The sequence below is a fragment of the Arthrobacter sp. DMZ02-1R genome (genome assembly GCF_057747935.1).
The window spans coordinates 3,301,943-3,316,303 of sequence record NZ_CM173230.1; the positions used below are offsets into that span (position 1 = coordinate 3,301,943).

Annotated in this window: 11 protein-coding genes and 1 tRNA gene; 5 read left to right on the forward strand and 7 right to left on the reverse strand. The window is 64.6% G+C overall.

The window, feature by feature from the left end:
* Positions 1-31: 31 nt before the first annotated feature.
* The 4 genes from AC3ANQ_RS15850 to AC3ANQ_RS15865 all read right to left on the reverse strand — a co-directional run bounded on the left by AC3ANQ_RS15850 (position 32) and on the right by AC3ANQ_RS15865 (position 3,765).
* Positions 32-1,228, reverse strand: a complete 1,197-nt coding sequence (locus AC3ANQ_RS15850) for a glycosyltransferase (RefSeq protein WP_488301918.1) — start codon at positions 1,226-1,228, stop codon at positions 32-34.
* A 110-nt stretch (positions 1,229-1,338) separates the two neighbouring features.
* Positions 1,339-2,244, reverse strand: a complete 906-nt coding sequence (locus tag AC3ANQ_RS15855; protein ID WP_488301919.1) for a DMT family transporter — start codon at positions 2,242-2,244, stop codon at positions 1,339-1,341.
* On the reverse strand, positions 2,244-2,867 hold the full coding sequence (locus tag AC3ANQ_RS15860) for a CDP-alcohol phosphatidyltransferase family protein (protein WP_488301920.1): 624 nt from the start codon (positions 2,865-2,867) through the stop codon (positions 2,244-2,246). Before AC3ANQ_RS15860 ends, AC3ANQ_RS15855 begins: the two co-directional genes overlap by 1 nt.
* 49 nt (positions 2,868-2,916) lie before the next feature.
* Entirely contained in the window at positions 2,917-3,765 is an 849-nt protein-coding gene (locus AC3ANQ_RS15865; RefSeq protein WP_488301921.1) for a phage holin family protein, read from the reverse strand.
* 175 nt (positions 3,766-3,940) lie between these two features.
* Here AC3ANQ_RS15865 and AC3ANQ_RS15870 point away from each other — a divergent pair, with 175 nt between their 5' ends.
* From AC3ANQ_RS15870 to AC3ANQ_RS15880, 3 genes are all read left to right on the forward strand, one after another.
* Complete coding sequence (locus AC3ANQ_RS15870; RefSeq protein ID WP_488305344.1) at positions 3,941-5,170, forward strand: multidrug effflux MFS transporter; 1,230 nt, start codon at positions 3,941-3,943, stop codon at positions 5,168-5,170.
* Between the two features lie 65 nt (positions 5,171-5,235).
* Positions 5,236-5,415 (forward strand): YMGG-like glycine zipper-containing protein, encoded by a 180-nt coding sequence (locus AC3ANQ_RS15875; RefSeq protein WP_488301922.1) that lies wholly within the window; start codon positions 5,236-5,238, stop codon positions 5,413-5,415.
* A 60-nt stretch (positions 5,416-5,475) separates the two neighbouring features.
* Positions 5,476-5,883, forward strand: a complete 408-nt coding sequence (locus AC3ANQ_RS15880) for a hypothetical protein (protein ID WP_234750734.1) — start codon at positions 5,476-5,478, stop codon at positions 5,881-5,883.
* 78 nt (positions 5,884-5,961) lie between these two features.
* Here the strand turns inward: AC3ANQ_RS15880 and AC3ANQ_RS15885 are convergent.
* Positions 5,962-6,034 (reverse strand) — tRNA-Asn (locus tag AC3ANQ_RS15885).
* Positions 6,035-6,195: 161 nt separating this feature from the next.
* Here AC3ANQ_RS15885 and AC3ANQ_RS15890 point away from each other — a divergent pair.
* Both AC3ANQ_RS15890 and AC3ANQ_RS15895 read left to right on the forward strand, forming a co-directional pair.
* Positions 6,196-6,966, forward strand: coding sequence for an MBL fold metallo-hydrolase (locus tag AC3ANQ_RS15890; protein ID WP_488301923.1), 771 nt, complete (start codon positions 6,196-6,198; stop codon positions 6,964-6,966).
* Between the two features lie 260 nt (positions 6,967-7,226).
* Positions 7,227-10,433, forward strand: a complete 3,207-nt coding sequence (locus AC3ANQ_RS15895; protein ID WP_488301924.1) for a fibronectin type III domain-containing protein — start codon at positions 7,227-7,229, stop codon at positions 10,431-10,433.
* Between the two features lie 218 nt (positions 10,434-10,651).
* On the opposite strand, the gene AC3ANQ_RS15900 is transcribed toward AC3ANQ_RS15895, so the two are convergent.
* Positions 10,652-11,215, reverse strand: a complete 564-nt coding sequence (locus AC3ANQ_RS15900; protein ID WP_488301925.1) for a hypothetical protein — start codon at positions 11,213-11,215, stop codon at positions 10,652-10,654.
* Between the two features lie 204 nt (positions 11,216-11,419).
* Positions 11,420-13,930, reverse strand: coding sequence for an ice-binding family protein (locus AC3ANQ_RS15905; protein ID WP_488301926.1), 2,511 nt, complete (start codon positions 13,928-13,930; stop codon positions 11,420-11,422).
* Between the last annotated feature and the right edge of the window lie 431 nt (positions 13,931-14,361).

Below are 14,361 nucleotides of genomic sequence, written 5' to 3' on the forward strand. Positions count from 1 at the left end.
CCAAGCGGGAAACCAAGCCGGAGCCAGATGACTAGACGACCTTGCCCTCATAGGACGCGCCGCGGTACAGGTCTTCGAAAGTCTGCAACGTGCCCTGGATGCTGTGGGGCTCCACCATGGCGCGGCTGGCCTTGCCCATGGCATCGAGCTCTCCGGCTGGCAGCCGCAGGAGCTCGGTGATCCGGGCTGCCAACTCGTTGCTGTCGCCCGGCGTAAACAGGTGCCCGTTCTCACCTTCGCGCACCAGATGCGGCAGCGCCATCGCGTTGGCCAGGAGGACCGGCGTCGACGCCGACATCGCCTCAAGCGTCACGAGGGACTGCAGTTCGGCAGTTCCGGGCATGCAGAACAGGTGGGCGCGAATGTACGCCTTCCTCAGGTCCTCATCGCTCGCCAAGCCCAGGAACTTGACGCGCTCCCCCAAACCGAGCCGCTTGGCCTGGGCCTCCAGTGCCTGGCGGACCTCGCCGCCGCCCACGATCTCGAGGTGCACATTGAGTTCGGCGGGCGTCTTGGAAATGGCGTCGATCAGCACGTCCACGTGCTTTTCTTCTGCCAGGCGGCCTACGAAGAGAACGGTGGGGTTGGCATGCGGCTCAATTTCCTCCCCCGGCTTCAACTCGTAGGCAGCGGCGTCAATACCGTTGGAGAGCGGCAGGACCTTGCGAAGGAACGCGTGCTGGTGCATTGCCTTGGCTGCAAGCGGCGTAGGCGTGGTGACGACGTCGGCCTGGCCCATGACCTTGCCCATGTCCTTCCACGAGACACGCCCGATGATGTCCTTGAACCACTGTGGGAACGGGAGGAACGGGTTCAGGTTTTCCGGCATGAAGTGGTTGGTGGCAATGATTCGGATGCCGCGCTTCTTTGCCTCGTAGAGAACGTGCTCACCGATCATGTAGTGGCTCTGGATGTGCACGACGTCGGGCTGCACCTTGTCGAAGAGCAGTCGAATATCGTTCTTGATTTCCCAGGGGTAGCAGATGCGAAAGTACTCATGCGTAAAGACTCCGTGGGACTTCAAGCGGTGCACCGTGCCTTCATCCCCGAACTCGGTGAAGCTCTTGCCGTTGTCTGCCCGGCAGGCCAGTACGTGGACGTCGTGCCCCCGTGCCTTCATGCCTTTGGCGAGCCGGTACCCGAACTGAGCAGCACCGTTGACCTGCGGGCGATAGGTCTCCGCCGCAATCAGGATGGTGAGGGGTTTGTTGGTTTCGGGAACGGTCACGTGGAGAACTCCTGATGGTCACGGTGCGAACATCGCAAAACGTCTGGCCCTGCGGTGTCTTCGCCGGTTGCCTGCCGCGGGTGTGCGGGGCACGGTTGTCGAACTTTGCCCTAAGCCTTCCGGCTTGCTGCCGCCTTCGCGTCACGTTTCCGCTTGGTGACCTCGGGATGGTGCCGGCTCAGGGCAATAACCCCCACGATAGCAAGGGAAGCGGCCACAGCCATGCCGATTGCGAGCACGGCGTGGACATCGGGACGAAGCTCACCCAAAATGGCGATCCCGATGGCGATCCCGACAATGGGGTCCACCACAGTGAGGCCCGCGATCACCAAATCCGGCGGCCCACCGGAGTAGGCACTTTGCACGAACCAGGAACCGAGCCCGCCGGCCGCGGCGATGGCCACCACCGTGTACCACTGGACGTTGAGCAGAAAGTGCCCGTTGGGATCCAGAAGGTGCCTGCCAATGATGCGCGTCAATACGGCGACGAATCCGAACAACACACCGGCACCCAGGATGTACACAAAGGCGCTCAAGCGGTGCCGGAACATGAAAGCCAAAGTTCCAAAGACCCCGACGGCGAGCGCCAGCAGGAGCACGATGGTTATTTCGTCCTCGCCGCTGACGTGGTGGTTCTCCTGGGTGGCGTTGACCGCCAGCAGGACGAACAGCGCCGAGCCGGTCACGCAGGCCGAGATCGCCACCACGGTGCCGCGATTGATGCTAAGGCCTTGGTCCTTGGCGTTGACCACCGTGGTGATCACCAAAGCGATGGCTCCAATGGGCTGAACCACGGTCAAGGGAGCTGACACCAAGGCGATGGCGTTCATGCCCATGCCCAAGGCAAGCAACAGCAGGCCCAATACCCAGCGTGGATTCCTGAGAAGTCTCAAGAATCCGCGGGAACTCAAGGCGAGTCCACCGGTATCGGCCTTGACCGCACTGCCCTGGCGCTGGGCACCGATGGCAAGGCAGAAGGCGCCAAGCACTGCAAGAAGGACCGCAAACCAGACCATCAACTACGACCGCCGTCGTTGGCTTTGAGCTCTTTGCCCTTGCGGAGGATCGCCCAGAAATAGTTGTACGCGGCCACCCAGTGGCCCACAAGGCCCAAACCCAGGCATACCCAAGCGATCACGAAGTAGACACCCGTGAAGGGAATCGCAAGCTTGGAAAGGACCAGAAGCGGCGTGCCCAGAAGCAGAAACGCCGTCCGGATCTTGCCGATCCGGCTTACGGGGAGGTCGGGGTGGCTGTGGAAATAGAACAACGAGGCGGTGGCTAGTACGGCGTCGGGCACCACAAGGGCCGCCAGGTACCACCAGTCCACCACTCCAGCGATGGCGAGCGTGACAGCGACGGTGATGAGTGCCAGGCGGTCCGCCACCGGATCGAGGATGCGGCCCAGCCTGGAGGCTTGGTTGAAGCGCCGGGCGACGTAACCATCTACCCAGTCGGTGCCGCCCATGATGGCAAGAACCAACACGGCGAAACCGTATTCCCTCTGCCACAGCACCAGCCACACAAACACCGGAACACCCATGAAGCGCAGGACTGTCAGGAAATTGGGGACGGTGAAGATGAGATCGTGGTCGATCTGCGGCTGCCCCGGGCGGGCGCCTGCACCGATGAACTTCATCTGTCCCCCTTTCCGTGGTCCGCGGCTGATGTGGTTGCTTACGTTCCGATTACTTCTTGAACAGCTTCCGTAGTCCCACTGCAGCCACGGTGGCGGACGCGGCAAAGAGCAGTAGCTCCTTCCAGCGTGCGGCGAGCCGCTCCGGCAGCCCGGACGGAACTTTCTCAGCGAGATCTGCAAGCTTGTCCGCCGCAGACTGGCGTCCGGCGTCGAGCTTGTGACCGGCAACGTCCAGGAGGACCTTCCCTTGGGTCCTGACATCGAGCTCGACGCCGAGCTGATCGCGAACGTCCGCGAGGTGTTCGCGGCGCTGTTCCAGACGACGGAGCAGTTCGGCCTCGCTTGGGGCGGGGGGCAGCTCGGCCTTGTGTGCCTCTTCCTTGGCGGCTTTCTCGGCCTTGGCCTTCTCGGCTGCAGCCGCTTTCGCTGCTTCCGCAGCCTTATACGCCTCCGACGACGGGTCCAGGATGCTAGCGTCGAACGACGTCCCCTCTTTGACGATGCCGAGATCGTGCTTGATACCGCGGATGGTCTTCTCGGGTACAAGAGGCATGGCCCTCTTGAAGGCGAGGAATGCCACGAGGCCGCCCACAAGAATGATCAGGAGGAACACTGCCGCAACCACAAGCGCAGCCAACCAGGCTGGCATGACCGTGGCCAGACCCAGGATGGCGGCAACTACCAAGGCGATGATGAGCAAAGAGAGGAAGATCAGGGCGACTCCGACGAATGCACCGGCAATCCCCAGATCCTTGCCTTTGCCCCTGAGCTCAAGCTTGGCCATGCTGATTTCGTCATTGAGCTGCCGCGGCGCAAGCCGGGCGGCAAGTTTGAGGGTGTTCGGCAATGCCGAAATGCCCGGGCGTCGGCTAGCCCGGCCGCTGTGACGTCCACTCATTGGTTCCGCCTCACTGCTTCCTACTTGCTCCTACCCGGGACTGGCACGGGGCGGAACAACCGCCCACGCGCACCTGTCCACAAAACTACCATTCAGCTTCAGCCTCAACTTCCGGGACAGTCCTGCGGCGCGCCCCGCCATCCCTGATAAATCTGATCTGTCGCACATAGGATTGATAATCGTGAACACTCCCCCTGTACCGGGCGATTCCCTCAACCGACGAGAAAAACTCCTCTACATCCTGCTACTTGGCGCATTGACCGCCCTGGGTCCGTTTACGGTGGACCTCTATCTACCGGCATTCCCCGCGCTGGAACACCACTTCGACGTGTCGGCGGCCGCGATCCAACTCACATTGACCGGTACAACGGTGGGCTTCGCCGTGGGGCAGTTGGTGGTGGGGCCGTTCAGCGACAAATTCGGGCGGCGGATCCCGTTGATCCTGGCGACGGCCCTGCATATCGGCTCCTCCCTCGGCGCCGCACTGTCCACGGACATCAACACACTCGCCCTGTTCCGCGTCCTCATGGGCGTCGGTGCGGCCGGCGGCGGCGTGGTGGCCATGGCCATGGTCAGGGACCTCTTCGCGGGCTACGCCATGGTGCGGATGTTCTCCCGGATGTCACTGGTCAATGGCCTCGCACCGATCCTGGCCCCGATCATCGGCTCCCAACTGTTGCTGGTGATGCCGTGGCCCGGCATCTTTTACTTCCTGGCGAGCTACGGAATCCTTGTGTTCATTGCCGCGGTGTTCCTGATCCGGGAAACGTATCCCGCCGCACTCCGCAGGCAGACCACATCGACGGCGGGCCAGCGCTACAAAGCCGTGTTCGCCGACCGGATTTTCGTCGGGATGCTGCTGGTGGGCGGGTTCAACTTCGGCGGGCTGTTTGCGTACCTGTCGGCATCGACTTTCCTGTTCCAGCAGGTCTACGACTTCTCCCCGCAGCAATACGGCCTGTTGTTCGGCATCAACTCCCTCGGCATCGTCGCTGGCGTCCAGATCAGCTCCAGGGTCATCAAACGTGTGCCACCCCAATGGATCTTGGCGTTCGCCACAGCCTGGATGCTGCTGATGGCGATGCTGATTGTGGTGTTCGATCTCCTGCACTTCGGACTGTGGGGAGTCATGGTCCCGTTGTGGTTCTACATCCTTGCCACCGGGTTCATGTTCCCGTGCGTCCAGGTGATTGCCCTGGCCAACCACGGCGCGCAGGCTGGAACCGCGGCCTCCCTTCTGGGTGCGTCGAACTTCCTGATGGCCGGTATCGTTCCGCCGGTGGTCGGTTGGTTGGGCGTTGGCTCGGCTGTGCCCATGGGAGCCGTCCAGGCGGTGTGCCTCGGGTCCTCAGTTGCGGCCCTTTGGCTCGTTGTGCGGCCCCGCACTGTCCCATCCATCCACTGACGCGGGCAAGTCCCTCCGCTGATGCCCGAAGACCGCACCCTCCGGCGGGCAAGTAGGCTCAACCCATGACGCGCAAACCGCACCGCAACGGCCGGGGCCTTTTCCTCGGGGCGGTGCTGGGCGCCGTCGTCGGCTTCTTGCTGAGCCGCGGCGCCGGCAACCCCGTGTTCGGAGCCCTGCTGGGCGCCGTCGTCGGCTCTGCGATTCTTTACCGGATCAATCCCGGGCCCTGGAAGCGAGACTAAGCGGGCCGAGGGGCGGGTCGAGACCTGTTGCAGGGCATGGCCCGGCGATAAAGTTGAGATGTGCCCCGTTGGCAGGAACTGCAACCTATTCCAGCCCCATGGCAGCGCAGGGATGACGGCATCCTGCCGCTGTGGTGGGATCGCCTGTGCACCGTAACCAGCCCCCAGTCTGCAGCCCTCTACGCGGCCGGACTCTTCACGGAAGACCGGCGACGCCCGATTGCCCAATGGTTCAATCCAACCAATGGCGCGGCCTTGCTTGTGGCTCCGGAAACCTCGCCCGAATGGCCGGTCCAACGCTTCGGAATCTTCTACGCACCCCCTGGCGGCGGATTCACACGCGTTCACTCCGCTGCCCACGAATGGCATCCGAGGGAACCGAGGACGCCGCCCACCGAGGATGACGCCTTCCAGTCCGCAGTGGCCGAAGCGGCCAGATTCTTGCAAGTGGAGATGGATTTCGTCTGAACGGTCGCTCGAAATCCGAACAAATCGAAGCAAAAAAGTAGGCCCCGCACCGATCGAAACCGGTGCGGGGCCTTCGCGCTCCTCCGACTGGACTTGAACCAGTAACCCTTCGATTAACAGTCGAATGCTCTGCCAATTGAGCTACGGAGGAATGAAGCGGTTATGACTTTAGCAAAGGTTTTGGCGCAAGTGAAATCGACCCAAGATCACTGTGGGCAGGCGGCAAGATACCCCTCCCGGGTATCGCCCGCGCCTCAGACGTGGCGCGCCTGCGGAGGTAGGATGGTCCGGCTCCTACGATGGGAAGGAAACATGTCGAAGAAGTGGTCCTCTGAGGACAATGTGAAGGAAGTTGCCGAGGACGTCTTCTTCGTCGAAGGCCCCGCAGTCAACTGGACCATCCTCAAGCGTGACAGGGAATTCACCCTCATTGACACGGGATATCCAGGGAACTGGCCATTGCTCCAATCAAGCATCAATTTCCTTGGGCTGGCCATCGAAAATGCCGCCGCAGTTCTCTTGACGCACGGCCACTCCGATCACATTGGCAATGCCGCAAGAATTTCCGCAATGGGCATCCCCGTATTTGCGCACCATGCGGAATTGCCAAATGTCCGCCGGGATATCCTCGAACAGGTCTCCGTCAAGGATCTCGGTTTGCGCGTCCTCCGTCCCAGAGTGGGCGCCTGGGCCGTACATGCCGTCCGATCCGGAGGTTTGTCCGACGTCGCGGTCCCGGAGGTGGCAGCAATGGCCCAGGGTACTTTGGACGCCCTCCCGGGACGTCCCCAAATCATTGTTACTAGCGGTCACACCAGCGGGCACGTGTCCTTCTTGATTCCTTCGGCCAGGGCAGTCGTCACAGGGGATGCACTCATCACAGGCCATGCCGTCAGCCCGGTCTGCGGGCCGCAGATGCTACCCGCGGTCTTCCATCACCACCCCGCTGAGACCTGGGCCAGCTTGGAGGTCCTCAGGCAGCTGGGCGCGGAGACCATCCTGCCGGGCCATGGCCCGATTGTGTCTCCAGCCCAGGGGATCATCGAACTCGTCTCGGATGGCTCCTACTCCCCTTTCGGTTGAGTCGCCGGCCTGCCGGTCCAGTACGCGCATCGGAGCCTGAGTGGAGAGACCGGAAGCCGACCCAAAACAGGTACCGCCCACTCTTAACCCGTGCAGTGCCGAGCCCATAGGCTCCGGACCTGGGGATACTGATCCGGTCTGTTCAGCCAAAGGGGAAGCCGATGCGGCTCCTGACCATACTGTTCCGGCGGCCCATATCGTTCCGACAGCCCAGTTTGTTGTTCCGACAGCTGCGGCGCGCTTCGGCTGGGAACGAGAAGATGCCTGGCCTCCGCAACACATGGTTCCGCTGGGCAACTGCCGCGTCCGTCCTGTTGTTGTTTGGCTACTCCATGGTCTACATCGGAGCACCGGCCCGGGCGCTGCCGAAGACAATCATCAGCCTGACCTTCGACGACGGCAACGACGATCAACTCGCGGCCGAACAGGTGCTGAAGTCCCATGGACTGCACGGGACCTTCTTCATTACGACCAGCTGGATCGATAATCCGTCATGGCTTACCCGGGCCAACCTGAACAGCATTGCCGCGGACGGCAACGAGATCGGCGGCCACACCATCACCCACCCGGACCTCACCACCCTGTCCACCTCGGCAGCCACTAACGAGATTTGCGGCGGCCGGACCACCCTTGCCAGTTGGGGGTTCAACGCCACCAACTTTGCCTATCCGTTCGCCGCCGAAAACTCTTCGGTCGAGCAAATCGTGAAGAATTGCGGTTTTGCCAGTGCGCGCAATTTGGGTGACATCCGTTCCCCTGCCAGTTGCTCGGGTTGTCCCTTCGCGGAGACCCTTCCCCCGGCCAATCCCTACAACACAGCGGCGCCGGATGAAGTGGACAGCACCTGGACGCTGCAGAACCTCGAGGACCTGGTCACCAATGCAGAACCGGGCGGCGGATGGGTGCAACTGACCTTCCACCATATTGGCGTCGGGACAGACCCCACCCTGACCATCAGCCCTACCCTTTTCAGCACCTTCATTACGTGGCTCGCGGCGAGAACGGCCAACGGGACAACGTCCGTACAAACAGTTGCCCAGGCCCTGGGAAATACACCGAACCAGCCGCCGACCGCCGCCTTCACCTCCTCGACGTCAGGGTTGACGGCGACGTTTGACGGCTCAGCTTCGACCGATCCGAACGGGACTGTTGCCTCTTACAGCTGGGATTTCGGCGACGGGTCATCGGCAGGAACCGGCGTGAAGCCGTCGCATACCTACACCGCAGCGGGAACCTACCAGGCGAAGCTGACGGTGACTGATAACGGCGGCCTGACAGGGACGGTCACGCACCCGGTAACCGTCACTGCCGCCGCGACGGTGCCCGCGGCACCAAGCGGGGTGACCGCGACGGCGGGCAACGCCTCCGCAACCGTGTCCTGGACAGCGCCGGCTAACGGCGGCTCCGCGATCACCTCGTATGCGGTGACGCCTTCTGCCGGTGGCACGGCCCTGCCCCCGGTCACCGTCACCGGCGCTCCCCCGGCGACCAGTACCACTGTGACAGGGCTCAGCAACGGCACGGCTTATACGTTCACCGTCACGGCGACGAACGCCGTCGGAAGGTCCGCGCCGTCCGCCGCCTCACCACCCGTCACCCCGACGGCCCCAACGGTCCCGGGGGCTCCCACGGGGGTGAGCGCGACGGCGGGGAACGCGTCCGCGGTGGTGTCGTGGACGGCGCCGGCTAACGGCGGTTCTCCGCTTACCTCGTATGCCGTGACGCCTTCGTCTGGTGGCACGGTCTTGGCTCCGGTGACGGTTTCCGGAAGTCCGCCCTCAACTGCGGCGACCGTCACTGGGTTGACCAACGGCACGGCGTATACGTTTACCGTGACGGCGACGAACGCTGTCGGAACGTCCACGGCGTCCGCGGCATCGGCCCCCGTCACGCCGACAGCGCCCGTTCCCGGCGTCACCAACGGCGGCTTCGAATCCGGACTCACGTCCTGGTCCACCGGCGGAGTCAAAGCACCCGTGGCCTCCACCACCGCCCACGCCGGCACCGGCTCGGCGCTTCTGGGCCTGGCGTCCGGGGCGGAGCCTTTGGGCGACAGCTCTTTGTCCCAGACCATCACCGTGCCTGCCGCGGGGACGTCCACGCTGTCCTTCTGGTACCAGCCGCACACGAACGATGACACCTGCAGCGGAACCACGTGCCGGTACGACTGGATGGAGGCCCAGGTCCGGAACACGAGCGGCGCCACGCTCGCCAGCCTCTTCAAACTCAGCAGCAACTCCGGTGCCTGGACCCAGCTCAGCGCCGACCTCTCCGCCTACGCCGGGCAGAGCATCGTGCTCTGGTTCAACGTCCACCTGGACGGGTCCAGCCCGGCGGATGACACCTGGATGTACCTCGACGACGTCAACCTCAGCAACAGCCAGACGACCGCGACGGCGCCTGCCGCGCCCGCCGGGGTGAGCGCGACGGCGGGCAACGCCTCGGCCACGGTGTCCTGGACCGCGCCGGCCAACGGCGGCTCTCCGATCACCTCCTACGCGGTCACCCCGCATGCCGGTGCCACCGCCCTTGCCCCGGTGACGGTGTCCGGTAACCCGCCGGCGACGACCGCGAGCATCACGGGTCTGACGAACGGCACCGCCTACACGTTCACGGTCACGGCCACCAACGCGATCGGCACCTCCCCGGCCTCGGCGGCGTCGGCACCGGTCACCCCGACAGCGGCGGCGACGGCGCCTGCCGCACCCGCCGGGGTGAGCGCGACCGCCGGCAACGCCTCCGCCACCGTGTCCTGGACCGCCCCGGCCAACGGCGGCTCTCCGATCACCTCCTACGCCGTGACCCCGCACGCGGGTGCCACCGCCCTGGCACCGGTCACGGTCACCGGTAACCCGCCGGCGACGACCGCGACTGTCACGGGCCTGAGCAACGGCACCGCCTACACCTTCACCGTCACCGCCACCAACGCAATCGGCACCTCCCCGGCGTCGGCGGCGTCGACACCGGTCACCCCCACCGCAACAACCACGTCAGGCATCGCCAACGGCGGCTTCGAATCCGGGCTGAACTCCTGGACCACCGGCGGCGTCAGGGCACCCGTAGCCTCCACCACCACCCACACCGGCACCGGCTCGGCGCTCCTGGGCGCGGCATCGGGAACGGAGCCCTTGGGTGACAGCACCCTGTCCCAGACCATCACCGTCCCCGCCACCGGAACCACCACACTGTCCTTCTGGTACCAGCCCCACAGCGCAGAAGACCCCTGCACCGGCAACGCCTGCCCCTACGACTGGATGGAAGCCCAAGTCCGCTCCACCAGCGGCACGGTCCTGGCCAGCCTGCTCAAACTCTGCAACAACAACGGCACCTGGACCCAGTTCACCGCCGACCTCTCCGCGTACAAAGGCCAGACCATCACCCTCTGGTTCAACGTCCACCTCGACGGCTCCACCCCCGCGGATGACACCTGGATGTACCTCGACGACGTCACCCTCACCACGGGGTAAAGAATCAGACGCCAAAAATCCCCGCCTTCAGATTGAGGACCGGGATTTCGGGTAAAACCCCTCCATGACGAGTGACTGAGTGATGTTGCGAGGGTGCTCGTCCATGGCTCTGCCCACCGAAGATGATCTGCCTCGGTTCCCGTGCGGAATGTCAATGACACCGGGCAAGGTACGTTAGCTGCGTCCAGGACCCAGCTGAGGCCCGGCTGTCGGCTTGGTCAGGAAATGGAGTATGTCAGCGTTGCGGTATAGGTGTCCACCACGGCGTCGTTTGGCACCGGAACGGTGAGTCCTGCGTTCCAGGTTGCCGTGTTGTTGCCGGACACGCCGGTAGCGGTCTGAACAATCCTGGGCGTGGTCGGATCGGTTGCCGTGGCCGCTGTCACGGCAACGGTGCCGGTTGTGGTGGCCACCGTCGGGGTGTAAGTGGCTCCGGCGGTGGAAAGAGCGGCTCCGATCGCGTCACCTGTGATGTCCGTGAGGATCACGGAGGCGCTCCAGCCGGACGTTCCGGCACGGCTGTCGCTCACCTGAATGCCGTACAGGGTGATGGAGGCGGCGGAGCCCGGATTGACCAGGCCGAGAGAGGCAGACGTGGGGGCAGAACTGAAGCCAAGCGAACCTGACGAAACAACGAAAGTGGTCAGGGTGTCCGCGGCAGAAGCAGGCAGTGCCATCGCCAAGGCCATGGCCGCCGAGCAGGCCAAGGCAAGCGCCGCCTGGGTCATCCTTGTGGCCGACCCTGCAGCGGCCCGCACGGATGATCCAACGTGTGCTTCCATGAGGGCCCCCAAATTTGGTGAAACCAGAGCTGGCAGCGCCAGACCGAGTGCTTCACAGGTTTTTCATCTGCGGACTCTGGTAGTTAGACCTATGGAGACCGATGGCCTCAGGCTGTCATGCGGGAATCTGCCGCGACAACAGGTGCCGGTACCCGTCTTTCACCCAAATTGCCCCGCTAAGATACTTGGATTTCAGGCCGGTACCTAGAGAACGGAGTGGGTAATCGTCGCGGAATAGACGCCGGCGACGGCGCTGGCCGGGATGGCCACGGTGATCACCGGGTTCCAGATAGCGGAGTTATCCCCGGTGATCCCGGTGGCTGTAACGGCAGGAACACCTCCGGTCAGATCGCCCGGATCATTCGCCGTGTAGGTGGCGGTGCCTGTTTTCGTGATTGGTCCCGCGGCGTACCTGACAGCGCTAGCAGGGATGACGGCTCCGGTCTGCGTGGTGAAGGGGGTGGAAGTAACGCTTGCGACCCAGCCTGAACCGGCAGCTGCATGGCGCGTGTCACTCACTTGCACTTGCCCCAATGCGCCGCTGATGATCCCGCCACCAACAGTGGGGGGACCGGAGCCAAGGTTTCCGGCGTCTGTGGGCACGGTGATCGAAAGGACCCCTCCCAAGATGGTGAGGGTTTGGGTTGCGGTGCCGGTGTTGCCGGCCGGGTCCGTTACCGAGGCCGTGACGGTGTGCGGGCCCTCCGTCAGTGTTGCCGCTGTGACGGCCCAGGTGCCGCCGGTTTGGACCGTCGTGGTGAGTGTCTGTCCGGCAAGCGTCACTGTCACGGTGGTCCCGGCGGGGGCGTCGGTGGTGCCGGTGATGGTGGGGGTTGCGTCGTTGGTGGAGGCCGTCGCGCCGCCGGTGATGGTCACGGCGGGGTCCGTGAGGGTGGTGATCGTGTTGCCGGCCAGGGTGACCTGGTCGCGGGAGAGCGCACGGCCGGCCAGGGTGGCGCCGGCGCCGATCGTGATTGCCCCGGCTGCCATGATCGTCCCGGAGAAGGAAGATGATGCGCCCGTTCCTGCGGCGCCGAGGACCTGCCAGAAGATGTGGGGGGCCTTGGCGCCGTTGATCAGGCTGATCTGGCTGGCGGCGGCGGTGTTGAGGGCGGCGTCGACCTGGAAGATGAAGACCGCGTTCGGGTCGCCCTGGCCGTCCAGGGTCATGGTCCCGGTCAGGGCGAACGCGGCGGCGGTGTGGTAGATGCCGGGGGTGTAGATCCGGCCGTTGTTGTCTCCGGCGAAGCTGGCCGTCGGGGTGCGGGCGGCGGCATCGTTGTAGGCGGCCAGCAGGTCGGTCTGTGCCGGGGCTGCCTGGTCGCCGGTGCGTGTGGCTCCGGCGACGATGCCCGGCGGGAACCCGACGACGGCGGTGCCCGGGCTCACGCCAAGGTCACCGCTGACGGTGGTCGCGCCGGTGCTGGTCACCATCGTTGCGGCCAGCACCGAGTACGTCCCCGCAGCACCCAAACCCACCGGAGTGATGGTCGTATCCACGGTGAGGGTCTGGGTTGCGGTGCCGGTGTTGCCGGCCGGGTCCGTTACTGAGGCCGTGACGGTGTGGGGGCCATCGGACAGTGTTGCCGCGGTGACGGCCCAGGTTCCGCCGGATCGGACCGTTGTGGTCAGGGTCTGCCCTGCAACCGTGACCGACACCATCGTCCCGACGATCGCATCCGTGGTCCCCGCGATCGTGGGCGTCCCGGTGTTTGTGGTCGCCGTCGCGCCGCCGGTGATCGCCACGGCCGGGACTGTTGTATCGATGGTGAGGGTTTGGGTTGCGGTGCCGGTGTTGCCGGCCGGGTCCGTTACCGAGGCCGTGACGGTGTGCGGGCCCTCCGTCAGTGTTGCCGCTGTGAGGGCCCAGGTTCCGCCGGTTTGGACTGTTGTGGTGAGCGTCTGTCCGGCAAGCGTCACTGTCACGGTGGTCCCGGCGGGGGCGTCGGTGGTGCCCGTGATGGTGGGGGTTGCGTCGTTGGTGGAGGCCGTCGCGCCGCCGGTGATGGTCACGGCGGGGTCCGTGAGGGTGGTGATGGTGTTGCCGGCCAGGGTGACCTGGTCGCGGGAGAGCGCACGGCCGGCCAGGGTGGCGCCGGCGCCGATCGTGATTGCCCCGGCTGCCATGATCGTGCCGGAGAAGGAAGATGAGGCGCCCGTTCCTGCGGCGCCGAGGACCTGCCAGAAGATGTGGGGGGCCTTGGCGCCGTTGATCAGGCTGATCTGGCTGGCGGCGGCGGTGTTGAGGGCGGCGTCGACCTGGAAGATGAAGACCGCGTTCGGGTCGCCCTGGCCGTCCAGGGTCATGGTCCCGGTCAGGGCGAACGCGGCGGCGGTGTGGTAGATGCCGGGGGTGTAGGTCCGGCCGTTGTTGTCTCCGGCGAAGCTGGCCGTCGGGGTGCGGGCGGCTGCATCGTTGTAGGCGGCCAGCAGGTCGGTCTGTGCCTGGGCTGCCTGGTCGCCGGTGCGTGTGGCTCCGGCGACGATGCCCGGCGGGAACCCGACGACGGCGGTGCCCGGGCTCACGCCAAGGTCACCGCTGACGGTGGTCGCGCCGGTGCTGGTCACCATCGTTGCGGCCAGCACCGAGTACGTCCCCGCAGCACCCAAACCCACCGGGGCCGCGGCAAAAGCCTGGGAAGGATTCGACAGCATGCTTCCGAGCAGCAGGGCGCTCGTCAACGCCGCGGTCCTCACGACGGCCTTCCACCGCACGCGGGCGGATCCTGCGACAGGCCTGGCCCCGGCTGAATGTTTACGCAACAGGCGCCGGGCCACGGCGACCAACACCCCGGCGGGGCCTCAAAGCCCGGGGAACCATCTGACCGGGTTTTTCACTGTTTTCGGCTGCCTTCCACGATTAAATGTCGGAAGGCGCCCATAAAGAGCAGAGAACCGTCCCCCAAGGAGGAACCTAGCCCTTTATCCCAGCCTCTGCAATGTCCACGGGTGGCCCGGGAGCCACCACTCCGGTAAACGTGCACGATGAATCTATTGTGACTGGACTAATTGACTTTCAGCCGGAAGAGGCACACAGTGGCGCCATGCACCACGTCGTTGGTGATATCCGTTCATGGTGGGGGCTACAGCACGGATTTCTTATTGCTCTCATGCGATGAGTCGATCAGCAGGCCAGAAGCGGGCAA